We start from the raw sequence: 25230 nt of genomic DNA, 5'->3' as shown, positions 1-25230 counted from the left end.
ATCCGCGTAGACTCCGCGCGTGGCCAAGGTAACCAGGGATGATGTGGCGCGGCTGGCAGGGACGTCCACCGCCGTCGTCAGCTATGTCATCAACAACGGACCCCGGCCGGTCGCCCCGGCCACGCGCGAGCGCGTCCTCGCCGCGATCAAGGAGCTGGGCTACCGGCCGGACCGGGTCGCCCAGGCGATGGCCTCGCGGCGCACGGACCTCATAGGCCTGATCATCCCGGACGCCCGCCAGCCGTTCTTCGGCGAGATGGCGCACGCGGTCGAGCAGGCCGCCTCCGAGCGCGGAAAGATGGTGCTCGTCGGCAACACCGACTACATCGCCGAGCGCGAGGTCCACTATCTGCGGGCCTTCCTCGGGATGCGGGTCTCCGGCCTGATCCTGGTCAGCCACGCGCTCAACGACCAGGCCGCCGCGGAGATCGAGGCGTGGGACGCCCGGGTGGTCCTGCTGCACGAGCGCCCGGAGGCGATCGACGACGTCGCCGTCGTCACCGACGACCTCGGCGGCGCCCAGCTCGCCGTACGCCACCTGCTGGAACACGGCAACGAGTACGTGGCCTGCGTCGGCGGCACCGCGCAGACCCCCGCCGTCGGCGACCCGGTCTCCGACCACGTCGAGGGCTGGCGGCGCGCGATGGAGGAGGCCGGCATACCGACCGAGGGCCGCCTCTTCGAAGCCCCGTACAACCGCTACGACGCCTACCGTGTCGGCCTGGACCTCCTGTCCGGCCCGAACCGCCCGCCCGCGATCTTCTGCTCCACCGACGACCAGGCGATCGGCATCCTGCGCGCCGCGCGTGAGCTGCGCCTCGACGTCCCCGGTGAGCTGGCGGTCGCCGGGTTCGACGACATCAAGGAGGCGGCACTCGCGGACCCGCCGCTGACCACGGTCGCCTCCGACCGTTCGGCGATGGCCCGCGCGGCGGTCGACCTCGTCCTGGACGACGGCGTACGGGTGGCGGGTTCCCGCCGCGAACGGCTGAAGGTGTACCCGTCCCGCCTGGTGGTACGCCACTCCTGCGGCTGCAGGTAACCGGGCCCCGCGGCCGGGCACGGCGACCGGACCCGACGGCCTTTATATCGGGCATACGAGGTTCTGCCGGGCTTCTCAGCACACACTCAGCTCGCTCTCATCGTCGGGCGCGAGGCTCGGAGCCATGACCGAGAGCCCCCGCCCCAGCGGCGAGTACGAGAGCAGCCCCCACCAGGTGAACCCCGAGTGGCCGCCCCCGCCGGCGTACGCACCGCCGGCGTACCCGCTGCCCTCGCCGCAGCCCGTGCAGGAGCCCACGCCGCAGCCCGCGAAGAAGAAGCGCGCCCGCGGCCCGGCGGCCCTGCTCGCCGCCGTGGCGATCGTCGCGGCGGCGGTGGGCGGCGGCACCGCCTACGGCGTGCAGGAGCTGACCGGCAACGACACCGTGGCCGCCGGCTCGACCAGCACCAACGTCGTACCGGCCGGTCAGAAGGGCACCGTGTCCGGCGTGGCGAAGGCGGTCACCCCCAGCATCGTCGAGATCAACGCGACCTCGAACGCGGGCTCCTCCACCGGCTCCGGTGTGATCATCACGTCCGACGGCGAGATCATCACCAACAACCACGTCGTGTCCGGCGCCTCGTCCATCAAGGTGCGCACCAGCGACGGCAAGACGTACACGGCGGAGATCGTCGGCACCGACAGCAGCAAGGACCTCGCCCTGATCAAGCTGCGGGACGCCTCCGGCCTGCAGACGGCCACCCTCGGCGACTCCGACGGCGTGCAGGTCGGTGACCAGGTCGTGGCGATCGGCTCCCCCGAGGGCCTGACCGGTACGGTGACCAGCGGCATCGTCTCGGCCCTCGACCGGGACGTGACGGTCTCGACGGACGAGAGCGAGAGCCAGCAGCAGCAGCGGCAGCAGGGCGGCGGCTGGCCGTTCGAGTACGGCGGCCAGGAGTTCAACGGCGACACCGGCGGCTCCACGACCACGTACAAGGCGCTCCAGACCGACGCGTCCCTGAACCCGGGCAACTCCGGCGGCGCGCTGATCGACATGAACGGCAACATCGTCGGCATCAACTCCGCCATGTACTCGTCGGCGAGCGGCTCGTCCTCGTCCGACGCGGGCAGCGTGGGCCTGGGCTTCGCCATCCCGGTCAACACGGTCAAGTCGGACCTGTCGGCGCTGCGCTCCGGCTCGACGACCTGACCGGCCGCCCGCTCGACGTGCGAGGCTGAAGGCCGGAAACCGTAGAGAGCCGTGAGGAACCCCGAGTCCATGAGCCCCGCAGAAGGTGACCCCCAGCGCATCCTGATCGTCGACGACGAGCCGGCGGTGCGCGAAGCGCTCCGGCGCAGCCTGGCCTTCGAGGGGTACGGCACCGAGGTCGCCGTCGACGGCGCGGACGCCCTGGAGAAGGCGGCGGCCTACCGGCCCGACCTCCTCGTCCTGGACATCCAGATGCCCCGCATGGACGGCCTGACCGCCGCCCGCCGCATCCGCGCCACCGGCGACACCACGCCCATCCTGATGCTGACCGCCCGCGACACGGTCGGCGACCGGGTGACCGGGCTTGACGCGGGCGCGGACGACTACCTGGTCAAGCCGTTCGAACTGGACGAGCTGTTCGCCCGTATCCGCGCCCTGCTGCGCCGCAGCTCGTACGCGGCGGCGCTGGCCGCCTCCGCCGAGTCGGACGACGTCCTCTCCTTCGCCGACCTGCGCATGGACCTGGCGACCCGCGAGGTCACGCGTGGCACCCGGCGGGTGGAGCTGACCCGCACGGAGTTCACGCTGCTTGAGATGTTCATGGCACACCCGCGCCAGGTGCTCACGCGTGAGCAGATCCTGAAGGCGGTCTGGGGCTTCGACTTCGAGCCCTCGTCCAACTCGCTCGACGTGTACGTCATGTACCTGCGCCGCAAGACCGAGGCGGGCGGCGAGCCGCGCCTGGTGCACACGGTGCGGGGGGTGGGGTACGTACTGCGGCAGGGCGGCGCGGAGTGAGCGGGCTGGTCCGCCGCGTCCGCGCCCTGCCCATCCGGGCCCGGCTGTCGCTGCTGGTGGCGGCGGCGGTGGCGTTCGCGGTGGCGGCGGTGGCGGTGGCCTGCTGGTTCGTGGTGAAGAGCGTGCTGGTGAGCTCGCTGGACGAGGCCCTGAAGGCGAACCGCATGGACGGGCAGCAGGTGAGCAAGTACCTCGACCTGCGCACCGGTCTGTGCGCCCACGACCCCGTCACCCACGAGGAGAACCCCTTCGGCTCGTCCGTACAGCTCGTGGACGGCAAGGGCGGCAGCTGCCTCATCATCGGCACCGAGGAGGTCCCGCTCACCGACGCCGACCGCGCCGTGGCCGAGGGCACGTCCACCGACGCGCTGCACGAGGCGACGGGGTCCGACGGCGGGCAGTACCGGGTCTTCACCTACACCGTGCCCGGCCTGCGGGACGTCGCCGTCTCCGCCGCCCGGCCGCTGAGCGAGGTGAACAGCTCCCTCAGCAACCTCGCGCTGGTGCTGGTCTTCGTCGCCGGCGCGGGGGTCGTGGGCGCCGCCGCCGCCGGCCTCTGGGTGGCCCGGACCGCCCTGCGCCCCGTGGACGAACTGACCCGGGCCGTGGAGCACGTGGCCCGGACCGAGGACCTCACCGTCCGCATCCCCGTCGGCGACGACAGCGAGGACGAGATCGCCCGTCTCTCCCGCTCCTTCAACTCCATGACGTCCGCGCTCGCCAGCTCCCGCGACCTGCAGCAGCAGCTGATCGCGGACGCCGGCCACGAGCTGCGCACCCCGCTCACCTCCCTGCGCACCAACATCGAACTCCTCACCCGCAGCGAGGAGACGGGCCGTCCGATCCCGGAGGACGACCGCAGGGCCCTGCTCGCCTCCGTGAAGGCGCAGATGACGGAGCTGGCCGCGCTCATCGGCGACCTGCAGGAGCTGTCCCGCCCGGACACCGGCCAGCACGCGGGCCGTGCGCAGATCGTCGCCTGGCAGGACGTCGTCGAGTCGGCCCTGCGCCGCGCCCGGCTGCGCGGCCCGGAGCTGACGATCACGGCGGACGTCCACCCCTGGTACGTACGGGCGGAGCCGTCCGCCCTGGAGCGGGCGATGGTCAACGTCCTGGACAACGCGGTGAAGTTCAGCCCGGCGAGCGGCACGGTCGACGTACGCCTGGTCGACGGCGTCCTCACCGTCCGCGACCACGGTCCCGGCATCCCCGTCGACGAACTCCCGCACGTATTCGACCGGTTCTGGCGCTCCCCGAGCGCCCGCGCCCTCCCGGGCTCCGGCCTCGGCCTGTCCATCGTGGCCCGTACGGTGCAGCAGGCGGGCGGCGAGGTGTCCCTGACCCGGGCGGACGGCGGCGGCACGACGGCCACGATCCGGCTGCCGGGCGCACCGACCCCACCGCCCGAGGTGCCCTAGTCCTGTCGTCGAATTCCCGCCGTCCGCCCGGAGGGCGGGCGGGAATTCGACGACAGGGCTTGGCGGAGGCGGCGGCAACCTTTCCGTGCCGGGCGGCGACCGAACGGCGTCCCCTCCCCCGCACGGAACGGATCGCCGCATGAGCGAGCACCGCAGCAGGGCCCGGCACCGCAGGCCCGGGAAGCTCCTGGCCATCGGCCTCCCGGTGGCCCTGACCACCGCCGGACTCCTGGCCTACGGCACCGACCTCGTCCCCCAGCAGGAGGCGTCCGCCGCGACAGCGGCCGCCGCCACCGCCGCGGTCCCCGCCTGGGCCACCGCCACCGCCGACGGCTTCGCCTCCGTCGACGCGCTCGGCCAGAACGGCACGTACGGCGGCCGGGACGGCCGGACCGTCACCGTGCGCACGCAGGCGGACCTGGAGAAGTACGCCACGGCCGCCGAGCCGTACGTCATCGTCGTCGCCGGGACGATCACCATGAACCCGGTCGGCAAGGAGATCAGGGTCGCCTCCGACAAGACGATCGTGGGCTCCGGCACGTCCGGGCACATCGTCGGCGGCGGCTTCTTCCTCGGCCAGGGCGTGCACAACGTGATCATCCGCAACCTGACGGTCCGGGACGCCTACCAGGGCGTCTGGAACGACAAGGAGCACGACTTCGACGCGATCCAGATGGACGGCGCGCACCACGTCTGGATCGACCACAACGACCTGCGGAACATGGCGGACGGGCTGATCGACGTCCGCAAGGACAGCACGTACGTGACCGTCTCCTGGAACAGACTCAGCCACAACAACAAGACGTTCGGCATCGGCTGGACCGAGAACGTGCTCACCGACATCACGATCCACCACAACTGGATCCGCGAGACGGAACAGCGCAACCCTTCCACCGACAACTGCGCGCACGCGCACCTGTACAACAACTTCCTGGAGGACGTGTCCGGTACGGACATCGGCTCCTCGTACGGCAACTACTCGCGCGGCGGCACGAGGATGGTCCTGGAGAACAGTTACTTCCAGGGCATGAAGAACCCGGTCATCAAGGACTCGACGGCGACGATCGTCCAGCGCGGCAACGTCTTCTCGGGCACGTCGGGCCGCAACGAGAGCGGCGGCACGGCGTTCGACCCGAAGGCGTACTACTCCTACACGCTCGACAAGGCGGCCGACGTGCCGGCCCTTCTCAAGTCGGGTACGGGCCCTCGGAGTTCCATCGGCACGACGGCGTCGGCGGAGGTCTCGACGAAGGCCGCGGCGGCCACGACGCTCACCGTCGCCAAGGACGGCACCGGCCAGTACAGGACGGTCCAGGCGGCGGTGAACGCCGTCCCCGCGAACAACGCCTCCCGCGTGGTGATCTCCATCAAACCGGGCACGTACCGCGAGACGGTCAAGGTCCCGTCCAACAAGCCGCACGTCACCTTCCAGGGCACCGGCGGCAGCCGCAAGGACACGGTGATCGTCTTCAACAACGCGGCGGGCACGCAGAAGCCGGACGGCTCGGGCACGTACGGCACCTCCGGCAGCGCCACGGTCGCCGTCGAGGCCGACGACTTCCAGGCCCGCAACCTGACGATCTCCAACGACTTCGACGAGGGCGCCAACCAGTCCCTCTCCGGCCACCAGGCGGTCGCCCTGCGCACGGCGGCCGACAAGGTCTTCCTGGACGGCGTCATCGTCGAGGGCGACCAGGACACGCTCCTGCTGGACACGGCCGCGAAGGACAGGCTGGGCCGGGTCTACGTCACCAACTCCTACGTCGTCGGGAACGTCGACTTCATCTTCGGCCGGGCCACCGCGGTGATCGACCGCTCCGTCATCACGCTGAAGAAGCGCTGGGACGGCTCCTCCGCCGGCTACGTCACGGCCCCGAGCACGGCCGCGAACCGCAAGGGCATCCTCATCGCCAACTCGACGGTGGGCGGCAGCGTCTCCGACCGCACCTTCTACCTCGGCCGCCCCTGGCACGCCGGTGGCGACGCCTCCCTGGACCCGCAGACCACGGTCCGCAACACCAGCCTCAGCGCCGCGGTCCGCACCACGCCCTGGACCGACATGAGCGGCTTCTCCTGGAAGGACGACCGCTTCGCCGAGTACAGGAACACGGGCTCCGGTTCGGGCTCGGCGAGCGGCAACCGCCCCCACCTGACGGACGCCCAGGCAGCCGACCAGGAGGTCGGCGACTGGCTGGCCGGCTGGACCCCCACGGCGTCCTGACCCACCCCTCGCCACGGGCCCCACGCCGTCCTTGGTGTGGGGCCGCCCACCCTTACCACCGCCGGCAGGATCAACCGCATGAGCGGTAGCAAGAAGTACTCGATCAGCCTGCCCGAAGACCTCGCCGAGGCTGTGCGCGCTCACGTCAGTCCTGGTGGATTCTCCGCTTACGTGGCCGAAGCCCTCGACCACCGGGTCGCCATGGACAAGCTTCGCGAGATCGTCGCCGACTTCGAGACCGGTGACGACGAGCTCACCCGTGAGGAGGTCGAGGCCGCCCGCGCACTGCTGCGCACCCATCACCTCCACGGCCACAAGTACGCCATCGCCCACACGGCTGCCGGCCGGTCACCGTCCTCGGCCTCCTCGAACCTGCCTTCCCGCAGCAGCAGATGGAGCTGCTTCAAGGTGGCCGCTTCCCGCGAGCCGCCCCATATCAACCGTGCGATCTTCACAGCCCGTGAGGCTATGTCGAAACCCCTGGCCAGGACTACCGTCGGCGACTGCCGAGCTCCGTGACGAAGGACGTCCACGAGGCCGCGCCGAAGACGAGCACGGGGCCGTGCGGGACCTTGCTGTCCCGCACGGGGACCATGTCGGCGTGGCCGTCAGCAACCTCCACACAGTTCGTTCCGCCCCCGTCGCTGTAGGACGACCTGCGCCATACAGCGGTGGTGAAGTCAGGGGTCCGGTTCATGATCTGCACTCCTCCAGAAGGCGCTTGATGAACGTCGTCGACTCCGTCGGACTCAGAGCCGCGTCCCTGACGAGACCGTAGGACAACCGGAAGGGCGACCATCGGCAGTTCCGTCGATTCCACCAGGTGCGACAGCTGCTCCGTCCACACTGGACTCCGGCCGGCTGGTACTCGCCGGCTCGCGGGCCCTGCTCGACGATCCCGAGGCCGGTGAACGGGCCGTGCGCTTCGCGCTCACCAGGGCGACGGAGTCGCTGGGGGAGACGCTGCGCATCGCGGCCAGCAGGGGAGCGCGCATCCCCTGTCCGCTCGAGTGAGCCGCGTGACACGCTGGGCGCATGTCGACACCGCCGGACGGGCTGCCCGTCTACCGCGTACTGACCGGGCCCGACGACTCGGCGTTCTGCCACCGTGTGAGTGAGGCCCTGGAGATGGGATACGTGCTGCACGAAGGGCCGTCGGTCACCTTCGACGGGGAGCGGGTGATCGTCGCGCAGGCGGTGGTGTGGCCCGGACAGGGCGCCTAGCGCAGGGTGATCTCCCCGCCGGCCCCTTTCTCGCGTGCCGCGGCGAGGACCAGGGCCGCGGCGGCGGCGTCCTGGACCGCCACGCCGACCGATTTGTACAGGGTGATCCGGTCGGCCGACTCCCGGCCCGGTCTGCTGCCCGCGACCAGCTCTCCCAGTTCGGCGTGGACGTGGTCCGGTGTGATGACACCGTCGCGGATCGGCGTCAGCAGATCGTTGCTGCCGGTCGGGAACGGGGCCAGCGCGGCCTCCCGCGATTCGACGCACACCAGGGCCTCGGCCACGGTGGCGTCGTCGATCTCGCGGCCGGCCGGGTTGTAGCCCACCGACGTGATGTGCGTTCCGGGGGTGATCCAGGCGCGGCGGACGACGGGGTCCACGGCATGGGTCGTGGCGGCGACGATGTCCGCGCCGTCGAGCGCCTCGGCGTAGCCGGCCACCGCCCGCACCTCTGTGTCCAGTTCGGCCGACAGCTCCTCGGCCAGGGCGGCCGCCTTCGCCGGGTTCCGGCCGGCGACGCGGATCTGCCCGATCGGGCGCACCCTGCACATCGCGTGGGCGTGGGAACGGGCCTGCACACCGGTCCCCAGGACCGCCAGCACCGACGCGTCCGCCCGCGCGAGCAGCCGCGCGGACAGCGCCGAGCAGGCGCCGGTGCGGGCCGCGGTGATCGCCGTGCCGTCCAGCAGTGCGACGGGTTCGCCCGTGCCGGGGTCGTACGTCACGATCAGCGCCTGGTGGGTCGGCAGCCGGGTGCCGGCGTTGTGCGGGAAGAGGGAGACCAGCTTGCTCGCGAGCACCCCGGCCGAGGGCACGTAGCCGGGCATAGCGGCCAGGAAGCCCTCGCGTTCGGGGACGAGTGCGGCGATGCGGCCGGGCGCAAAGGCGCGTCCGGCGCTGAGATCGGCCATCGCCCCGGCCAGCGCGTCGATCAGCGCGTCCAGGTCGAGCAGTTCCTCCACCTGCGAACGTCCGAGCACCAGCATGCGGCTCACCTCCTGTCGACGGCCGTCCGTCGAAGCGTGACCCGCCGCGCCCGTCGTCCCCCGCAGGACGCGCCGCAGGGAGCGGTCGGTACGGCCGACCGGACGCCTGCGGCGTCCTGATCCACCGCCGAGACGAACGGTGTGGATGCCGCACGAACGGCCCGGCCGCGGGCCGTGGAGTCCCGGGAGGGATCAGTGGAAGCCGAGCATTCCGGGGGAGTCGATGTCGACCGTGACCACTCCGGGTGGGTAGGCCTCTTCACGGTTCGTCAGCAGAATGGACATGCCCGTGAAGTCCGGACGCGGCAGGGCGCAGTACAGGGCGTGGCAGGTGTCCGCGCCGCCGTAACCGTCGCGGATCATGCTTCCGACACTGACCGAGGCGACGGTGCCGAGATCGTCGACCACGACCGATGAGAAGGACAGCACACGCTGTGCCGCGCCCGCGTCCTCCGACTCCGCCTGCATCAGGCAGAGAGCCGGAATCCGGAGAAGGTCACCCGGGGTGCGGGCCATGTTGCCCGCGAGAAGGTTCAGCGTCTTGTGTCCGTCCGCGAGAGCGCGGGTGGCAGCCGTGTCCAGGATGATCACGCAGCCGCACCCCGTGCCACGCGGGCCTTCTCGGCGGCGATCCGGTAGATGTTCCCGAGCACGTCAGGAGCCTGGTCGAAATCCTCATCGCTGAGGTCGAGGCCGATGACCTCGCGCACGACCTTCCGGTCGGCTGCGACCCGTTCGGCGATCTGCTCCGCGGTGGGCTGCTCGGAGGCCAGCTGCTCGACCAGCTGCCCGAGGGTCATGCCCCGCTCCTTCGCGACCTGGGCGAGGTGGTCGCGGGTCTGCCGGGACACCTGAATGGTGGTGTGCTCTGCCATGGTTTCACCATAGCCATGCCGTAGCGGCCCGCACAGGCTCACCCGATCGCATTACCCGAAAGAGGGGGTGGCACACGTCGGGGCCGGTACGAAGCGCTGAGCACACCTCGTACCGGCCCCGCCGTCGCCTACCGCACGATCGTGATGCGGTCCGCCTTCGGCGGGGCGATGGGGTTCGTCGCCGTCGAGTTGGCGGTCAGGTACTGCTCCAGGGCCGTCAGGTCGTCCTCGCCGACCAGGTCGTTCGTGCCCTGGCCCAGGGTCGGGAAGCCGTCGCCGCCGCCCGCGAGGAAGCTGTTCGTCGCGACGCGGTAGGTGGCGGACGGGTCGATCGCGGAGCCGTTCAGCTTGATCGAGTCCGTGACCACGCGGTCCGCGCCGGTCTTCGTCAGGTCCAGGGTGTAGGTCAGGCCGGAGGAGATCTGGAGGATCTTCGGGGCCGCCTCGTTCGGACCGCCGACCTGCTCCTTCAGGGCCTGGATGACCTGCGCGCCGGTGAAGTCCTGGAGGTTGACCGTGTTGGCGAACGGCTGCACGGTGAAGCCCTCGGCGAAGGTCACCACACCGTCGCCCTCCTTGCCGCCGGCCGCGTAGGTGAGCGGCGCGCGGATGCCCCCGGGGTTCATCAGCGCCAGGTCGGTCTCCGCGTCCAGCGTCCTGCCGTACGCCAGCTGCGCGTCGGCGATCAGGTCGCCGAGCGGGGACTCGGTGCCGTCCTTGACGATGTCGCCGGAGATGTGGCCGATCGCGCGGTTGCCGATGGGGGCGGCGAGGGTGTTCCACTTGTCGATCAGGCGGGTCATGTCGCGCGCCTCGCGGACGTCCCGGGTGACCACGTGGTTCGCGGACTTCACGGCCGTACGGGCGATGTCACCCGTCGCGCGGTCGTAGGTCAGCGTGGTGTCCGTGTAGAGGCGGCCGAAGGACGCGGCCGAGGTGACCATGCGGGGCTTGCCCGCCGGGTCGGGGATCGTGCACACGTACGCGTTGTGGGTGTGGCCGGTGACCAGCGCGTCCACCTGGGGCGAGACGTTCTTCGCGATGTCCGCGATCGGGCCGGAGATGCCGTCGCCCGCGCCCGGGGAGTCGCAGTCGTAGTTGTAGGAGGAGGACGCTGGGAAACCGCCCTCGTGGATGAGGGCGACGATCGACTTCACGCCCTGGCGCTGCAGCTCCTTGGCGTACTTGTTGATCGTCTCGACCTCGTCCTTGAAGGCGAGGCCCTTGACGCCCTCCGCCGAGACGATGTCCGGGGTGCCCTCCAGGGTCACGCCGATGAAGCCGACCTTGACGCCCTGCTTCTTCCACACCCAGTACGGCTCGAGGACGGGCTTCTTCGTCTTCTCGTCCAGGACGTTCGCCGCCAGGTACGGGAAGTCGGCGCCCTTGAACTCCTTGTCGGTGTAGCAGCCCTCGGTGGGGTGGCAGCCGCCGTTCTGGAGGCGGCCCAGTTCCTTCGCGCCCTCGTCGAACTCGTGGTTGCCGACGCTCGTCACGTCGAGGTCGAGCTTGTTCAGCGCCTCGATCGTGGGCTCGTCGTGGAAGAGGCCCGAGATGAGCGGGGACGCGCCGACCATGTCGCCGCCGGCGGCGGTGACGGAGTAGCGGTTGCCCTTGCGCGCCTTGCGCAGGTGGGTGGCGAGGTACTCCACACCGCCCGCGTCGATGGTCCTCGTCGTGCCGTCGGGCTGGAGTTCGGTGACCCGGCCCGAGGAGCCGGACGGCGGCTCCAGGTTGCCGTGCAGGTCGTTGAAGGACAGCAGCTGCACGTCCTGGTAGCGGCCGGGGTGGTGGCCGTGCGTCTCGCCCTTGCCGCCGTGGTTCTCGTCCGCGCTCGCCGACCCGGGCAGGGCTGCCGCGGCCAGCGCGCCGACGGTGAGCACACCGGCGGCGGTCGCGAGGAGACGGTTCGTACGGCGTCTGCGGCGCTGGTGGTGCGCCGGGGATGTGGCTGGCATGCGCCCCCCTGTGGGTCCGAGTGGGTACCGGCGCAGCTTAGAGTCAACGCGCGTAGCGCGACAGAGTATTCAGGGTCACAGCCTGGTTTATCTTTCGCCGACATCGTCGCCGTCCGTTTTGTGGCTGTCTCCCCTTAGTCTCGTACGCATGACCAGCGACGACTTCGCACGGCCCGGCCGCCCCCGCTCGCTCCAGACGTATGCCGCGCTCGGTCCCGAGCAGACCGGGGCGGTTCTCGCCCTGCTCGCCGAGGCTGCCCGGACCGACGGACAGCAGGCGGTGTCCGAGCAGGGGCGGTTGCAGCTGCGCGGCGGCGAGCGGGACGGGGTCTCGCATCTGCTGCTCTCCGTCGACGACGAGCTCGTCGGATACGCCCAGCTGGAGGACACCGATCCGGTGGAGCCCCCGGCCGCCGAGCTGGTCGTGCACCCCTCCTACCGGGGCAACGGGCACGGGCGGGCGCTCGGTTCGGCGCTGCTCGCCGCCTCCGGGAAGCGGCTGCGGGTGTGGGCGCACGGCGGTCACTCCGCCGCCCGGCATCTCGCGCAGGTCCTCGGGATGACGCTGTTCCGGGAACTGCGGCAGATGCGGCGGCCGTTGGCCGGCCTCGATCTGCCCGATCCGGTGCTTCCGAAAGGCGTGACCGTACGTACGTTCGTACCGGGTCGGGACGACGCCGCCTGGCTCGCGCTGAACGCCGCCGCGTTCGCCCACCACCCCGAGCAGGGCGCCCTCACCCAGCGCGACCTGGACGACCGCAAGGCCGAGGCGTGGTTCGACCCCGAGGGGTTCTTCCTGGCGGAGAAGGACGGCCGGCTCCTCGGCTTCCACTGGACCAAGGCGCACGCCGCGGAGCGCCTCGGTGAGGTGTACGTCCTCGGCGTGAGCCCCGGCGCCCAGGGCGGCGGCCTCGGCAGGTCCCTCACCACGATCGGGCTGCGGCACCTGGCGGCCGAGGGGCTGCCGACGGCCATGCTCTACGTCGACGCCGACAACAAGGCGGCGGTCTCCGTCTACGAGCGGCTGGGCTTCGTCACGCACGAGACGGACCTGATGTACCGGACGGAGACCTGAGCCCGCGGAAGGTGACGCGGCGCTTCGGTTCCGTCGCGCACACCGCGCCCACCACCACCGCCGCGCACAGCAGTACCGCCCACCGGTCGTGGGCCGCCGCCCACCTCGCGTCGTCCGGGGCCGTGAACAGGGCCCAGCTCCCGGGGGTCAGCAGCGGGCCCAGGACCGCCAGGGTGAGCAGGAGCGCGGCGACCGCCTGACCCGGCCGGGTGCCGTCCCCACGGTGGATCGCGAGCGCCGCCCCGGACAGGACGAGGGCGAGGACCGTCGCCGCCTCCAGGGTGATCCCTGCGGCCGGAGGTCGTACGGGCCCGGGCACCAGGAGCAGTGCGGCGGTCCACCACACGGCGGCGACCGGGGCCACGAGAAGGACGCGCAGTCCGTGGCGGACGGCCCGCCGGGTGGGGACGGCGGCCGTGGTGTGCCGGGCCGGGTCGTCCAGCACGAAGGCCGCTCCCAGCGCGAAGGCCACGGCGGACGCCCGCAGCGCGTTCAGCGCGAGCCAACCGGTCGCCTCGTCGCCCATCAGCCCCGGCGCGGCGGCGAGCAGCAGGCCCAGGGTGCCGGCCGCCCCGATCGCCCTCCAGGGCATGGTCCGTACGGTCGGCCGCAGCAGGGCCACGTCCACGGTCCTCACCGGCACTCCTCCTTCGCCTCCGGCTCGTCCAGGCCCAGCAGTCGCGCGACCCGGTCCGTCGTCACCTTCGGGGCCGTCAGCTCGGCCCAGTGCGCCCTCACCTTCGCGGCGGTCCCGCCCTTCGGGCGTTGCAGCAGCTCGCGCACCACCTCCGTCTGCGCGGCGGTCATGGACAGCGGGTTCGTCTGCGAGAGGACGACAGCCGAGCCGGTGTCGCTGTCGTCCAGGCGCACCCGCCGCAGGTCCGCCATCGGGTCGGGCCGGTCGGCGAGCGCGAGCCACATCACGGTGACCATCCGGCCGTCGCACATCGCGCCCGCCTTCTCCTCGGTGCCCGCGACCAGCACACCGGCCACGGCGGTGGCGAACTCCGGGACCCGGTTGCCGCCCCAGGCCGTGCCGACGGTGACCTCGCCGGGGCGGGTGGCCGGGTCGATCGCCGCGTCGCCGTCCAGGCCGTAGCGCGCCTCGACCCGCTGCCGCACGACGAGCGGCCGCTCCCGCGCGGTGCCGCCCGCCAGGGAGCGCACGCCGTCCAGGACCCGGTGCCAGTCGTCGGTGCGCGCTCCCCACTCCGGGAAGGCGCAGTACGTCGCGCCGTCCCGTTCGGCGCACCGCTGCTCCTTCTGAGGGGTGGCGGAGAAGCGCGTACGCGCCTCGGTCGTCTCCGGCGACACGCCCTGGGCCTGGGCCACCGCGCCCACCAGGGTCAGCGCCACCGCCCCGGCGACACCCGCCCGGACGGTCCACAGCCGCGCGCCCCCGGAGACCAGCACCGCGAGCAGGGCCATGCTCAGCGCGAGGCCCGTGAGGTAGAGGGCGTGCCAGGCGGCGGGGCGGCCCAGCAGCTCGGACGGCAGCGTGTTGGTGGTGTTCTCGCCGACCGTCGGCGCCAGCCACCGCGTCCACCCCTCGCTGCCGGGGCCGGGGGCCAGCATGAGGAAGAACAGGAGGAGGACGATCAGCAGCGGGGCCGTGAAGGGGGAGGTCAGCAGCCGGGCCAGCAGCACCCCGAAAGCCCCGAGCAGCAGCACGGACAGCGGCCCGGCCAGCAGTTCACCCGGTGAACCGTGTCCGACCGCGCCGGGCTTGAGCGCCTCCCAGGTGAACTGGCCGAGCACGCACACCCCGGTGAGCAGCGCGACGGCCGCGACGGACAGCAGATGGGCGACCGTACGGCGCCACGGCCGGACCACCAGCACGGCGAGGTGCCGGTCGGTGTCGTGGCGCCGGGAGCGCAGCACGGCCTGGTTGACGCAGAGCAGCACCGCGAGGCCGACGAGCAGGGGCGGCGACTGGGTGGCGCGGTCGGCGTCCTGCAGCGCGGGGAAGCCGTCCCAGGAGGTGCGGGTCTTCCACACCGTCCAGCCGAGGTACACCGCGAAGGCGATGAGGACCGGCACCCGCAGCAGGAGCCGGCGCGTCTCGAAGCGGGCCAGGGCGAACACGGCCGCCCAGGACGCGCGGGGACCGGATGCCGTGACCGTGACGGCCGGGGTCCCGGTGGTGAGCGTGGTCATACGGCCGCCTCCGTGTCCATGCCGTCGAGAGTGAGCAGGTAGCCGTCCTCCAGGGTGGGTTCGAGGAGGTCCGCGCCGGCGGGCGGGTCGCCCACGTTGCGGAAGGCGCCGAGTCCGGTGCGCCAGCCGGCCTTCGCGCCGGGTTCGCGTTCGGCGCTGCTCCACACCCGGCCGGCGGCCCGTGCGGTCAGCTCGGCGGGGGTGCCGTCGAAGCGGACGGTGCCGTCGGCCAGGACGACGACCCGGTGGCAGAGCATCGCCACGTCCTCGGTCTGGTGCGTGGACAGCAGCACCGTGCGGCCCTCACCGGCCCGCGCGATCAACTCGCGGAACCGCATGCGCTGTTCGGGGTCGAGTCCGACGGTGGGCTCGTCGAGGACGAGGAACGCGGGGTCACCGACGAGCGCCGCCGCCAGCGCCACCCGCTGCCGCATCCCGCCGGACAGCTTGCGGATCCGCTTGCCGCGTACGTCGCCGAGGCCGGCCTCGGCGAGCACCCTGCGCACCTCGCGGTGGCGGGCGGGGCGGTCGGTGAGCTCCTTGAGGATCGCCACGTAGTCGACGAACTCGAAGGCGGTGAAGTCGGGGTGGAAACCGGGCGTCTGCGGCAGATGGCCGAGGTGGCGCCGGACCTCCTGCCGGCCGCGCGAGGTGCCCGGGTCGTGGCCGAGCACCGTGAAGGCGCCCCGGTCGGCCGGTACGGCGGTGGCGAGCACCCGCAGCAGCGTGGTCTTGCCCGCGCCGTTGGGCCCGAGCAGCCCGGTGACGCCGGCGGACAGCCGCAGCGACACGTCGTCGAGGGCGCGGGTGCCGCCGTAGCGGAGGCTCAGCCCGGAGGCGGAGACGGTGGGGGTCATAGGGAACTCCCGTACAGGTGGATGAAGTCGGGTGCGGTCAGACCGCGTTGCCCCGACTGAGGTCGAAGCGGTCCCGGAGCAGGACGAGCAGCCCGGCGGCGAGTACGGCGACCACCGCCGACACGCCCTGCCCGGCCGCGGTGAACGGGGCGAGCGGGCCGTCCCCGCCGGCCCGCACGGCGTCCGCCGTGAGCAGCAGCGCGATCCAGCCGCCGCCGACGAGGGACGGGGCGAGCACCGGGCCGAGCCGGGCGGTCAGCGCGAGTCCGCTCGCGGTGAGGGCGAGGGCGGGCAGCAGCCAGGTCAGGGCGCGCAGCCCGTACCCGGGCAGGGCGAGGGTGGCCAGCCCGTTGAGGCCGAGCCCGGCGCCGAGCACCGCCACCGTGCGGATCATCAGCAGCCGGAAGCCGTGCATCGGGGCGACGACCGCCATCTCGTACGTCGGGTCCAGCGTCGGCCCGTACGACAGCGCGACCCCGGCCAGCGGCAGCAGCGGGGCGAGGGCGAGGAAGAGGGTGGGGGAGCCGCCGGTGCCGTGACCGGCGGTGACGGCCACGGTGAGCAGGAGCACGGCGGTGACCGCGCCCAGCCAGGAGCGGCGCAGCGCCGGGGTGGCCGCGAGCAGCCGCGCGGTGTGGTCGGCGATGCCGAGCCGCAGGAGCAGCGACTCCAGGAGTCCCGGCCGGGGCGCGTCCAGTTCGGCGTCGAGCCGGTCCCATCCGGCGTCGAGGGCCACGGGGTCGCTCACCTCGGCGAGGACGGCGCGGCAGTGCGCGCAGGCGGTGAGGTGGGTGTCGGCCGACCAGAGCACGGGCGGCTCCAGGTCACCTCGCGCGTACGCCCGCAGGTCGTCTTCGGGTACGTGCCAGCCCGTCGTTCCGTACGTCATGCCAGCGCCTCCCGGAGTTGCCTGCGGGCCCGCATCGCCCGCGTCTTGACCGTGCCCGGCGGGATGCCGAGCAGGACGGCGGCCTCACGGGTGGTCAGCCCGTCGACGACCGTGGCCTGGAGCACCGCGCGCAGTTCCGGCGACAGCCGGACCAGCGCGCCTGCGAGGTCCCCGTGCTCCACCCCCGCGAGCACCCGGTCCTCCGCCGACACCTCGTCCCGGTGCCGCAGCCGCGCCAGCGTCTGCCGCAGCCGGCCCCGCGCGCCGGCGCCGCGCAGGGCGTCGACCAGCCGGCGGGAGGCGATCCGCCACAGCCAGCCGGCCGCGTCCCCGTCCTCCCGGTACCGCGCGCTCCCCCGCCACACCGCCAGGAACGTCTCCTGCACGACGTCGTCGACGATGCCCGCGTCGGCGCACCGGCCGCGCATCCGGGCGGTCAGCCACGGCGCGTACCGCCGGTACAGCTCCTCGAAGGCGCGCCGGTCCCCGTCCGCCTCGACGGCGCGCAACAGCTCCCCGTCGCTTCTCGTTCCGCTCACGTCCCCTCATCGCACGGGCCCCGGCGATCGGTTCACGGGAGGGCGATTGACTTTCCCACCCTCTTGCACCACCCTTTCACTACTCAATTAGTGAAAGGGTGGTTGCCGAATGGTCGACTACCGGATCGACCGGCGCAGCGGCGTGGCCACCTACGTCCAGATCGTGCAGCAGACCAAACAGGCCCTGCGTCTGGGCCTGCTGGAGCCCGGCGACAAGCTGCCCACGGCCCGCGAGGTCGTCGAGGCCACCGCCGTGAACCCCAACACCGTGCTGAAGGCCTACCGCGAGCTGGAACGCGAGGGCCTGGTGGAGGCCCGGCGCGGCCTCGGCACCTTCGTACGGCGCTCCCTGGGCGCCGCCCCCGCCGACTCCCCACTGCGCGCGGAGCTGGAGGACTGGGCGGCGCGGGCCCGTGCGGCCGGCCTGGAGCGGGAGGACGTGGCCGCGCTCTTCACCGCCGTACTCGAAACGCACTACCCGGCACCGACGCCGGGCCCCGCACATCCGAACACCCCCCAGGGAGACCCGTCATGACCGTCCCGGCCATCGAGGCAGGCGCGCTCGGCAAGCGCTTCGGCCGACGCGCCGCATGGGCGCTGCGCGACTGTTCCTTCCGGCTGCCCGCCGGCCGCGTCTGCGCCGTCGTCGGCCCCAACGGCGCGGGCAAGTCCACACTGCTCGCGATCGCCGCCGGGCTGCTCGCCCCCACCGAGGGCACGATCGCCGTCCTCGGCACGGACCCGGCGTCGGCCCGCCCCCGGGTGGGCTTCGTCGACCAGGACAAGCCGCTGTACCCGCAGCTCACCATCGCCGAGACGCTGCGCATGGGCGCCGATCTCAACCCCGGCCGCTGGGACGCGGACACCGCCGACCGGGTCGTCGCCGGCGGCGACCTGGATCCGGGCAAGCGGATCCGCGCGCTCTCCGGCGGCCAGCGCACCCGTGTGGCCCTCGCCCTCGCCCTCGCCAAGCGGCCCGAACTGCTGCTCCTGGACGAGCCGATGGCCGACCTCGACCCGCTGGCCCGGCACGAGCTGATGGGCGTACTGATGGGGCAGGCCGCCGCACACGGCACGACGATCGTGATGTCCTCGCACGTCGTCGCCGAGCTGGAGGACTCCTGCGACCACCTGCTGCTGATCGGCGGCGGCCGAGTCCGTCTCGCCGGTGAGATCGACGACCTGCTGGCCGCCCACACCCGGGTGTCCGCCCCGGCGGAGACCGACCTGTCCCGGCACGAGGTCGTGGAGTCCCGCACCACCGGCCGCCGGCTCAGCGCGCTGGTCCGCCCGGCCGGCCCGCTGCCCGGCGACTGGCGCACCGGCGCGCCGTCCCTGGAGGAGCTCGTCCTGTCCTACCTGCGCAACCCCGGTGCCCCCGCCCTGGACGCGGCACCCGACAGCACGGAGGCCGCCGCGTGAGCGCCACCCCGACCATCGCCCCGGCCGTGCCCTCCACCGGCCCCGCCCGCGCCCCCCGCCAGCTGCGCTGGCTGATACGGCTGCACCGCCCGGCCCTCCTCACCGGTACGGCCCTCGTCCTGCTGACCGGCGCGGCACTGCTGTGGCTCGGCGGCCCGCTCACCGACGCCGCGGAGACGGCCTGGAAGCAGTACGGCGCCTGCGGTTCCGCCTCGCACTGCTCCTACGACCAGAACGCGGCCGTCCGCCACAGGGACGTGTACACCTACACGACCTTCGCCGTGCTCGCCGTGCCGTTCCTGATCACCGCCTGGGCCGGCGGCTCGCTGACCGGCCGCGAGACGGAGTCCGGCACGGTGCGCCTCGCCTGGACCCAGGGCGTCTCCCCGGCCCGCTGGCTGGCCTCCCGGCTCGCCTTCCCGGCCGTACTGGCCGTCGCCGCGACGGGTCTCCTGGTCTGGCTGCACCGCCTGGCCCGGGCAAGGGCCGAGGGCATCACCGACATCGCCAGATCGTGGTCCGACACCGCCACCTTCTACGCCGACGGCACCGTCCCGATGGCCCTCGCCCTGGCCGGACTGGCCGCGGGTGCCCTCGCGGGGCTGCTGCTGCGCCGCGCCCTGGCCGCGCTCGCCGCGGCCACCGTCACGCTCGGAGCGCTGTGGGCGGCCGTCGACACCGCCCTGCCGCATCTGTGGCCCTCGGTCACCGAGGTAAGCAGCCTGCGGGACGGTCCGGTCGGGTCGGGCCTCTGGGTCGGCCAGGGCGTCCTGACCGCCGACGGCGACCGGCTGGCCACTCCCTGCTACAGCAGCATGATGCCCGAGTGCGAGGCGGCACTGGCGGACCTCGACGCCGTCAGCTTCTACCGCGACCTCCACCCCGCCGCCCACTACTGGCCGCTCCAACTGGTCGCCTCCGGCATCCTGCTCGCCGTCGCCGCGCTGCTGGCCTACGCGGCCTTCCGGCTGCTGCGCCGCCGCACGGCCTGACGCGCGCCCGTACGTCCCTCCCGGCCGGGGAGGGACGTACGGCTCCCCGCGCCGGGGCCCGCCCACCCCCGCGAGCCGCCGCCCGATATCCGGGACGTCATGTCTCCGTAACCATCGATTCAGACAGGCTTGCGACGCTCGGCCAATGAATCCCGCCGTGCCCGAGCCCTCACCGCCCCGAAGGGTGAACGGGGGGAACGGAGGCGCCCCAGGGCCACCCCCGCTCCCACCCGCGTTTTCCGACGCGCCCGGGACACCGGTGGCGCGGAACAATGGGGTCATGAGCCAGCCCAACACCCAGGCACAGGTACAGCACCCGCAGCCCTCCGTGGGCTCCATCGCCGCTCACCGCCCGCACACCGTGGCCGGATCGGTCTCCGACCTGGAACCCGACATCGACGCGGACCTCGACGGTTACGAGGAGTCCCTGACCGACGGCGCCACCCCGCTTCCGCAGGGCCGCTTCCTCGACCGGGAGCGCAGCTGGCTCGCGTTCAACGAACGCGTCCTCGAACTCGCCGAGGACCCCGCCACCCCGCTGCTGGAGCGCGCCAACTTCCTGGCGATCTTCGCCAGCAACCTGGACGAGTTCTTCATGGTCCGCGTGGCCGGACTGAAGCGCCGCATCGCCACCGGTGTCGCCACCCGCTCCGCCTCCGGTCTCCAGCCGCGCGAGGTACTGGAGATGATCTGGGCCCGCTCCCGCGAGCTGATGGCCCGGCACGCCGCCTGCTACCACGAGGACGTCGCCCCCGCACTCGCGGAGGAGGGCATCCACCTGGTCCGCTGGAACGAACTGGCGGAGAAGGAGCAGGCCCGCCTGTTCACCCTCTTCCGGCACCAGATCTTCCCGGTCCTCACCCCGCTCGCGGTCGACCCCGCGCACCCCTTCCCGTACATCTCGGGTCTGTCGCTGAACCTGGCCGTGGTCGTGCGCAACCCGGTCACCGGGCACAAGCACTTCGCGCGGGTCAAGGTGCCGCCGCTGCTGTCCCGCTTCCTGGAGAGCTCCCCCGGCCGGTACGTCCCCATCGAGGACGTCATCGCCGCGCACCTGGAGGAGCTGTTCCCGGGCATGGAGGTGCTGCAGCACCACGCCTTCCGGCTCACCCGCAACGAGGACCTCGAGGTCGAGGAGGACGACACGGAGAACCTGCTCCAGGCGCTGGAGAAGGAGCTCATGCGGCGCCGCTTCGGGCCGCCGGTGCGGCTGGAGGTGGAGGAGTCCATCGACCGCGAGGTGCTGGACCTGCTGGTGCGCGAGCTGAAGGTCGGCGAGGCCGAGGTGTACCCGCTGCCGGGTCCGCTCGACCTCACCGGTCTGTTCCGCATCCACGGCTTGGACCGGCCCGAGCTGAAGTACCCGAAGTTCATCGCCGGCACGCACCGTGACCTGGCGGAGGTCGAGTCGGCCTCGCAGCCCGACGTCTTCGCCGCCCTGCGCAGCCGGGACGTGCTGCTGCACCACCCGTACGACTCGTTCTCCACGTCGGTGCAGGCGTTCCTGCAGCAGGCGGCCGAGGACCCCGACGTGCTGGCCATCAAGCAGACGCTGTACCGCACCTCGGGCGACTCCCCCATAGTCGACGCGCTCATCGACGCCGCCGAGGCCGGCAAGCAGGTGCTGGTGCTGGTCGAGATCAAGGCGCGCTTCGACGAGCACGCGAACATCAAGTGGGCGCGCAAGCTGGAGGAGGCCGGCTGCCACGTCGTGTACGGCCTGGTCGGTCTGAAGACCCACTGCAAGCTGTCCCTGGTGGTCCGCCAGGAGGGCGAGACGCTGCGGCGCTACAGCCACGTCGGCACCGGCAACTACCACCCGAAGACGGCCCGCCTCTACGAGGACCTCGGGCTGCTCACCTCCGACCCGCAGGTCGGCGCGGACCTCTCCGACCTGTTCAACCGGCTCTCCGGCTACTCCCGCCGCGAGACCTACCGCCGTCTGCTCGTCGCCCCCAAGTCCCTGCGGGACGGCCTGATCTCCCGCATCGACAAGGAGGCCCAGCACCACCGCGCCGGGCGTCCCGCCTATGTCCGCATCAAGGCCAACTCGCTGGTCGACGAGGCCGTCATCGACGCCTGCTACCGGGCGTCGCAGGCGGGCGTGCCGGTGGACGTGTGGGTGCGCGGCATCTGCGCGCTCCGGCCCGGCGTGGAAGGGCTGTCGGAGAGCATCCGGGTACGGTCCGTCCTCGGCCGCTTCCTCGAACACTCCCGCGTGTTCGCCTTCGGCAACGGCGGCGAGCCCGAGGTGTGGTTCGGCAGCGCGGACATGATGCACCGCAACCTCGACCGCCGTATAGAGGCGCTGGTACGGGTCACCGACCCCGCTCACCGGGCGGCCCTGAACCGGCTGCTGGAGACCGGCATGTCGGACACCACCCAGTCCTGGCACCTCGCCGCGGACGGCGAGTGGACCCGGCACGCGACGGACGCGGAGGGCCAGCCCCTGCGCAACGTCCAGGAGATGCTCATAGACGCCCGGAGGCGCCGGCGTGGCACAGCGAAACCTTGACCCGACGGCCGGTCCGGTACCGGCGGACGCCCTGGCCGGCTATCTGCGGGAGCGGGCGACCGAGTTCCTCCGCGCGCTGCGCCTCCACCGGGAGACCGGTGCGGGCGCGGGCGCGTCGGAGGGTTCCGTCGAAGCGGGCCGCGCGCTGCGCCGCGCGGCCCGCCGTGTCAGCGCCAGTCTGCACACCTTCCAGCCGGTCCTGGACCCCGACTGGTCGGAGGCGATGCGTCCCGAGCTGGCCTGGGTCTCCGGCACCCTGGCCCTGGAGCACGCCTGCACGTCCCGCCTGGACCAGCTCCTCCTGGCCCTGCACCGCCTGTCGGGAGCACCACCCCTTCCGGCCCGGCGGGCGGCCACGCCCCGCACGCCGGCCCCGGCCGGCATGACACGCGGCGCCCCCGGCACCGCCGCAGCCGCCCACGGCGCCGACGGCGAGAAGGCCCCGCAGGGGCCACCCGCACCCGACCACGAAACCCGCACGGGTGGTGCGGGCGGGAGCAAGTCCCCGGCCGAAGGCGAAGCCGGGGCCGGACACCCCACACGCCGTCTCCGCACCGCCGCGGCGACCGTCATGGTCACCGTCCCGAACCCCCCCGGCCGCAGGGCCACCACCGTCACCGCCCCCGCGACAGCCCCCGCGCCGGACCGGGGAAACCTGACCGTCGGGGCCGCCAAGGCCGGCGCACTGCTGGACCGGCAGCTGACCCTCGCCCGGACCCGTGCGCACTCCACCGCGCTGCAGGCCCTCGGCTCCTCCCGGTTCCACGCCGTCGCCGACAGGGTGGCCGTGCTCGCCAGCGAGGTTCCGCTGTCCCCGGCCGCGGCCCACGCCGACCTGCGCCCGCTCGCCGACGCCGCGCGCGAGCGGCTCGCCGATGCCGTCGCCGCGCTGCCCCTGCTCACCGCGGGCAGCCCGTACAACGCCGAGGCGCTGATCCACGGACTCTCCCCGGACCCCGCCCCGCACCCGCAGGACGCCCCCTGGCACCAGGTCCGGCTCCTGCTGCGCCTGCACCGCTACGCCCTCGAGGTCCTCCAGACCGGCCCGGGCCCGGGCCTCCTCGCCGCCGGCGAGGCACTGGACCGGCACCGGGACGCCTCCGAGGCCGCGGCCGCCGCCGCGCAGGCGGCCCGCACCCCGCGGATCGCCCCGGCCACGGCGTACGCGCTGGGCGTGCTCCACGCCGACCAGCGGCATGAGGTGGAGGCGGCGCGGTACGCGTTCCAGCGGGCCTGGCGGAAGGAAGCCGTCGGCACGTCATAGGGAGGCACACGGTGAGCACCCCCGGCTCCGCGCGGCACCGCACCCTCACCGTCCAGGCCGCCGGCTGCGTCCTGTGGCGCCGCTCCCCCGTGACCGGCGAGCTCGAACTCTGCCTCGTCCACCGGCCGAAGTACGACGACTGGTCCTGGCCCAAGGGCAAGCTCAAGCACGGCGAGCCCCCGTTGGCCGGCGCCCTGCGCGAGGTCGCCGAGGAGACGGGCCACACCGCCGTCCCGGCCGCCGAACTCCCCAGCGCGCACTACCTGGCGAACGGCCGCCCCAAGCGGGTCCGCTACTGGGCGGCCGAAGCCGTCTCCGGCACGTTCACCCCCAACGACGAGGTCGACCGCGTCCTCTGGCTCCCCCCGGAAGCCGCCCGCGCCCGCCTCACCGAGCCCCGGGACGCCGATCTGGTGGACGCCCTCCTCACCACCCTCCGCCCGGCACGGTGAGTGTCCCGTTCCCGCCCGGTATCCCCCTGTGTCCTCGACGTGAGCGTTCCGTGACCTCACCGCACCGTCCACAGGGGTTCACCCCGCGTTCATGTACGCCAATCGGCTCCTTCACCTGTTCTGCCTAATTTCGGCCTTACGCGATGCGGAGCGCCCGAAGAAAGAGGGGGTGACCGCATCACCCACGCTTCGCACGCCGCCGAATTCAGGACGGCGGCCACTGGAAGGAACTCAAGTGAAGCTTCAGCGCAAGAACCGGCGGGCCCTCGCTCTCGGTGCTCTCGCCGTCTCCGGCGCCCTGGCCCTCACGGCGTGCGGCTCCGACGACACCGGCAACAGCGACGGTGGCGACGCCTCCGCCACCGCGCAGGCCGGCAACATCGACTGCGGTGACGCCAAGGGCCAGCTCCAGGCCTCCGGCTCCTCCGCCCAGAAGAACGCGATCGACGCCTGGGTCAAGCAGTACGTCGCGGCCTGCAAGAACGTGCAGCTCAACTACAACCCGACCGGTTCGGGCGCCGGCATCACGGCCTTCACCCAGGGCCAGACCGCGTTCGCCGGTTCGGACTCCGCGCTGAAGCCCGAGGAGATCGAGGCCTCGAAGAAGATCTGCTCCGGCGGCCAGGGCATCGACCTGCCGATGGTCGGCGGCCCGATCGCGGTCGGCTTCAACGTCACGGGCGTCGACGGCCTCGTCCTGGACGCCCCGACCCTCGCCAAGATCTTCGACAACAAGATCACCAACTGGAACGACGAGGCGATCGCGAAGCTCAACCCCGACGCCGAGCTCCCCGACCTGAAGATCCAGGCCTTCCACCGCTCCGACGAGTCCGGCACCACGGACAACTTCACCAAGTACCTGAAGGCCGCCGCGCCCGCCGACTGGAAGTACGAGGGCGGCAAGTCCTGGGAGGCCAAGGGCGGCCAGTCCGCACAGGGCTCCTCCGGCCTCGCCCAGCAGGTGAAGCAGACCCCCGGCGCCATCTCGTACTTCGAGCTGTCCTACGCCAAGGACGGCGTGAAGACCGTCGACATCAAAACCGAGGCCGCCGAGCCGGTCAAGGCCACCGTCGACAACGCCACCGCCGCCATCGGCGCGGCCAAGGTCGTCGGCACGGGCAAGGACCTCGCCCTGGAGCTGGACTACACCCCGGACGCCGACGGTGCCTACCCGCTCGTCCTCGTGACGTACGAGATCGTCTGCGACAAGGGCAACAAGGCCGAGACCCTGCCCGCCACCAAGTCCTTCCTGAACTACATCGCCTCGGAGGACGGCCAGGGCCTGCTGGCGGACGCCGGCTACGCCCCGATGCCCACCGAGATCATCACCAAGGTCCGCGAGACCGTCTCGAGCCTCAGCTGATCCGAGTGTGCGGCCCATCCCCGACCGGGG

General features: G+C 72.5%; 24 protein-coding genes and 1 pseudogene. 15 read left to right on the top strand and 10 right to left on the bottom strand.

The window, feature by feature from the left end; all coding sequences use genetic code 11:
- The first annotated feature begins 19 nt into the window (after positions 1-19).
- From ACH4VX_RS28570 to ACH4VX_RS28545, 6 genes are all read left to right on the top strand, one after another.
- Complete coding sequence (locus tag ACH4VX_RS28570; RefSeq protein ID WP_398371310.1) at positions 20-1042, top strand: LacI family DNA-binding transcriptional regulator; 1023 nt, start codon at positions 20-22, stop codon at positions 1040-1042.
- A 124-nt stretch (positions 1043-1166) separates the two neighbouring features.
- Positions 1167-2195, top strand: a complete 1029-nt coding sequence (locus ACH4VX_RS28565; protein WP_398371308.1) for a S1C family serine protease — start codon at positions 1167-1169, stop codon at positions 2193-2195.
- Between the two features lie 69 nt (positions 2196-2264).
- Complete coding sequence (locus ACH4VX_RS28560) at positions 2265-2993, top strand: response regulator transcription factor (protein ID WP_398371306.1); 729 nt, start codon at positions 2265-2267, stop codon at positions 2991-2993.
- Positions 2990-4411: a sensor histidine kinase gene (locus ACH4VX_RS28555; RefSeq protein WP_398371305.1), complete on the top strand. Its 1422-nt coding sequence runs from the start codon at positions 2990-2992 to the stop codon at positions 4409-4411. Before ACH4VX_RS28560 ends, ACH4VX_RS28555 begins: the two co-directional genes overlap by 4 nt.
- A gap of 139 nt (positions 4412-4550) precedes the next feature.
- Entirely contained in the window at positions 4551-6632 is a 2082-nt protein-coding gene (locus tag ACH4VX_RS28550; RefSeq protein ID WP_398371303.1) for a pectinesterase family protein, read from the top strand.
- 78 nt (positions 6633-6710) lie between these two features.
- On the top strand, positions 6711-7151 hold the full coding sequence (locus ACH4VX_RS28545; RefSeq protein ID WP_398371301.1) for a hypothetical protein: 441 nt from the start codon (positions 6711-6713) through the stop codon (positions 7149-7151).
- On the opposite strand, the gene ACH4VX_RS28540 is transcribed toward ACH4VX_RS28545, so the two are convergent.
- Positions 7123-7329, bottom strand: coding sequence for a DUF397 domain-containing protein (locus ACH4VX_RS28540; RefSeq protein WP_398371299.1), 207 nt, complete (start codon positions 7327-7329; stop codon positions 7123-7125). The two genes, ACH4VX_RS28545 and ACH4VX_RS28540, sit on opposite strands and share 29 nt — an antisense overlap.
- 338 nt (positions 7330-7667) lie before the next feature.
- Between ACH4VX_RS28540 and ACH4VX_RS28535 the strand changes: the two genes are divergently transcribed.
- Positions 7668-7856 (top strand): DUF1737 domain-containing protein, encoded by a 189-nt coding sequence (locus ACH4VX_RS28535; protein WP_398371298.1) that lies wholly within the window; start codon positions 7668-7670, stop codon positions 7854-7856.
- Here the strand turns inward: ACH4VX_RS28535 and ACH4VX_RS28530 are convergent.
- From ACH4VX_RS28530 to ACH4VX_RS28515, 4 genes are all read right to left on the bottom strand, one after another.
- On the bottom strand, positions 7853-8842 hold the full coding sequence (locus ACH4VX_RS28530; RefSeq protein ID WP_398371297.1) for an ornithine cyclodeaminase family protein: 990 nt from the start codon (positions 8840-8842) through the stop codon (positions 7853-7855). The genes ACH4VX_RS28535 and ACH4VX_RS28530 overlap by 4 nt on opposite strands.
- Before the next feature lie 192 nt (positions 8843-9034).
- A complete protein-coding gene (locus ACH4VX_RS28525) occupies positions 9035-9433 on the bottom strand; it encodes a hypothetical protein (RefSeq protein WP_398371295.1) in 399 nt (132 codons plus the stop codon).
- A complete protein-coding gene (locus ACH4VX_RS28520; RefSeq protein ID WP_398371294.1) occupies positions 9430-9717 on the bottom strand; it encodes a hypothetical protein in 288 nt (95 codons plus the stop codon). The genes ACH4VX_RS28525 and ACH4VX_RS28520 overlap by 4 nt, the downstream gene beginning before the upstream one ends.
- 128 nt (positions 9718-9845) lie before the next feature.
- Positions 9846-11675 carry a bifunctional metallophosphatase/5'-nucleotidase gene (locus ACH4VX_RS28515; protein WP_398371292.1) on the bottom strand — a complete coding sequence of 610 codons (1830 nt, stop codon included), beginning with the start codon at positions 11673-11675 and terminating at the stop codon, positions 9846-9848.
- Between the two features lie 148 nt (positions 11676-11823).
- Here ACH4VX_RS28515 and mshD point away from each other — a divergent pair, with 148 nt between their 5' ends.
- Entirely contained in the window at positions 11824-12750 is a 927-nt protein-coding gene (gene mshD / locus ACH4VX_RS28510) for a mycothiol synthase (RefSeq protein WP_398371290.1), read from the top strand.
- Here mshD and ACH4VX_RS28505 read toward each other — a convergent pair.
- Genes ACH4VX_RS28505 through ACH4VX_RS28485 form a run of 5 tightly spaced genes read right to left on the bottom strand, consistent with a single transcriptional unit; the run spans position 12710 to position 17192 of the window.
- Positions 12710-13387: an ABC transporter gene (locus ACH4VX_RS28505; protein ID WP_398371288.1), complete on the bottom strand. Its 678-nt coding sequence runs from the start codon at positions 13385-13387 to the stop codon at positions 12710-12712. The two genes, mshD and ACH4VX_RS28505, sit on opposite strands and share 41 nt — an antisense overlap.
- Positions 13384-14907 (bottom strand): ABC transporter permease, encoded by a 1524-nt coding sequence (locus tag ACH4VX_RS28500; RefSeq protein WP_398371286.1) that lies wholly within the window; start codon positions 14905-14907, stop codon positions 13384-13386. Before ACH4VX_RS28500 ends, ACH4VX_RS28505 begins: the two co-directional genes overlap by 4 nt.
- Complete coding sequence (locus tag ACH4VX_RS28495; RefSeq protein ID WP_398371284.1) at positions 14904-15764, bottom strand: ABC transporter ATP-binding protein; 861 nt, start codon at positions 15762-15764, stop codon at positions 14904-14906. Before ACH4VX_RS28495 ends, ACH4VX_RS28500 begins: the two co-directional genes overlap by 4 nt.
- 37 nt (positions 15765-15801) lie before the next feature.
- Positions 15802-16653 carry a zf-HC2 domain-containing protein gene (locus ACH4VX_RS28490; RefSeq protein WP_398371282.1) on the bottom strand — a complete coding sequence of 284 codons (852 nt, stop codon included), beginning with the start codon at positions 16651-16653 and terminating at the stop codon, positions 15802-15804.
- Positions 16650-17192, bottom strand: coding sequence for an RNA polymerase sigma factor (locus ACH4VX_RS28485; RefSeq protein WP_398371280.1), 543 nt, complete (start codon positions 17190-17192; stop codon positions 16650-16652). The genes ACH4VX_RS28490 and ACH4VX_RS28485 overlap by 4 nt, the downstream gene beginning before the upstream one ends.
- A 109-nt stretch (positions 17193-17301) precedes the next feature.
- Between ACH4VX_RS28485 and ACH4VX_RS28480 the strand changes: the two genes are divergently transcribed.
- From ACH4VX_RS28480 to pstS, 7 genes and pseudogenes are all read left to right on the top strand, one after another.
- The gene (locus ACH4VX_RS28480; protein ID WP_398371278.1) at positions 17302-17727 is read left to right on the top strand and encodes a GntR family transcriptional regulator; all 426 of its coding nucleotides are present in this window, start codon (positions 17302-17304) and stop codon (positions 17725-17727) included.
- A pseudogene (locus tag ACH4VX_RS28475) lies at positions 17724-18218 on the top strand (ATP-binding cassette domain-containing protein); the annotation flags it as partial. The gene ACH4VX_RS28480 and the pseudogene ACH4VX_RS28475, both read left to right, overlap by 4 nt.
- A gap of 392 nt (positions 18219-18610) precedes the next feature.
- Complete coding sequence (locus ACH4VX_RS28470) at positions 18611-19606, top strand: ABC transporter permease (protein ID WP_398371276.1); 996 nt, start codon at positions 18611-18613, stop codon at positions 19604-19606.
- Positions 19607-19751: 145 nt separating this feature from the next.
- On the top strand, positions 19752-22121 hold the full coding sequence (locus ACH4VX_RS28465) for an RNA degradosome polyphosphate kinase (RefSeq protein WP_398371275.1): 2370 nt from the start codon (positions 19752-19754) through the stop codon (positions 22119-22121).
- On the top strand, positions 22102-23385 hold the full coding sequence (locus tag ACH4VX_RS28460) for a CHAD domain-containing protein (RefSeq protein ID WP_398371273.1): 1284 nt from the start codon (positions 22102-22104) through the stop codon (positions 23383-23385). The genes ACH4VX_RS28465 and ACH4VX_RS28460 overlap by 20 nt, the downstream gene beginning before the upstream one ends.
- A gap of 11 nt (positions 23386-23396) precedes the next feature.
- Positions 23397-23837 carry an NUDIX hydrolase gene (locus tag ACH4VX_RS28455; RefSeq protein ID WP_398371271.1) on the top strand — a complete coding sequence of 147 codons (441 nt, stop codon included), beginning with the start codon at positions 23397-23399 and terminating at the stop codon, positions 23835-23837.
- Between the two features lie 235 nt (positions 23838-24072).
- Complete coding sequence (pstS, locus tag ACH4VX_RS28450) at positions 24073-25200, top strand: phosphate ABC transporter substrate-binding protein PstS (protein ID WP_398371269.1); 1128 nt, start codon at positions 24073-24075, stop codon at positions 25198-25200.
- Positions 25201-25230: the final 30 nt, after the last annotated feature.

The organism is Streptomyces sp. NPDC020731, assembly GCF_044334705.1.
Classification (GTDB): domain Bacteria; phylum Actinomycetota; class Actinomycetes; order Streptomycetales; family Streptomycetaceae; genus Streptomyces.
This window is presented reverse-complemented; position numbering and strand designations above follow the sequence as displayed.

Coding starts and splice junctions, on each gene's coding strand:
- ACH4VX_RS28465 (WP_398371275.1), top strand. CDS start 19,752: ATGAATCCCGCCGTGCCCGAGCCCTCACCGCCCCGAAGGGTGAACGGG.
- ACH4VX_RS28500 (WP_398371286.1), bottom strand. CDS start 14,907: ATGACCACGCTCACCACCGGGACCCCGGCCGTCACGGTCACGGCATCC.
- ACH4VX_RS28480 (WP_398371278.1), top strand. CDS start 17,302: ATGGTCGACTACCGGATCGACCGGCGCAGCGGCGTGGCCACCTACGTC.
- mshD (WP_398371290.1), top strand. CDS start 11,824: ATGACCAGCGACGACTTCGCACGGCCCGGCCGCCCCCGCTCGCTCCAG.
- ACH4VX_RS28515 (WP_398371292.1), bottom strand. CDS start 11,675: ATGCCAGCCACATCCCCGGCGCACCACCAGCGCCGCAGACGCCGTACG.
- ACH4VX_RS28540 (WP_398371299.1), bottom strand. CDS start 7,329: ATGAACCGGACCCCTGACTTCACCACCGCTGTATGGCGCAGGTCGTCC.
- ACH4VX_RS28550 (WP_398371303.1), top strand. CDS start 4,551: ATGAGCGAGCACCGCAGCAGGGCCCGGCACCGCAGGCCCGGGAAGCTC.
- ACH4VX_RS28530 (WP_398371297.1), bottom strand. CDS start 8,842: ATGCTGGTGCTCGGACGTTCGCAGGTGGAGGAACTGCTCGACCTGGAC.
- ACH4VX_RS28545 (WP_398371301.1), top strand. CDS start 6,711: ATGAGCGGTAGCAAGAAGTACTCGATCAGCCTGCCCGAAGACCTCGCC.
- ACH4VX_RS28520 (WP_398371294.1), bottom strand. CDS start 9,717: ATGGCAGAGCACACCACCATTCAGGTGTCCCGGCAGACCCGCGACCAC.
- ACH4VX_RS28565 (WP_398371308.1), top strand. CDS start 1,167: ATGACCGAGAGCCCCCGCCCCAGCGGCGAGTACGAGAGCAGCCCCCAC.
- ACH4VX_RS28535 (WP_398371298.1), top strand. CDS start 7,668: ATGTCGACACCGCCGGACGGGCTGCCCGTCTACCGCGTACTGACCGGG.
- ACH4VX_RS28490 (WP_398371282.1), bottom strand. CDS start 16,653: ATGACGTACGGAACGACGGGCTGGCACGTACCCGAAGACGACCTGCGG.
- ACH4VX_RS28560 (WP_398371306.1), top strand. CDS start 2,265: ATGAGCCCCGCAGAAGGTGACCCCCAGCGCATCCTGATCGTCGACGAC.
- ACH4VX_RS28495 (WP_398371284.1), bottom strand. CDS start 15,764: ATGACCCCCACCGTCTCCGCCTCCGGGCTGAGCCTCCGCTACGGCGGC.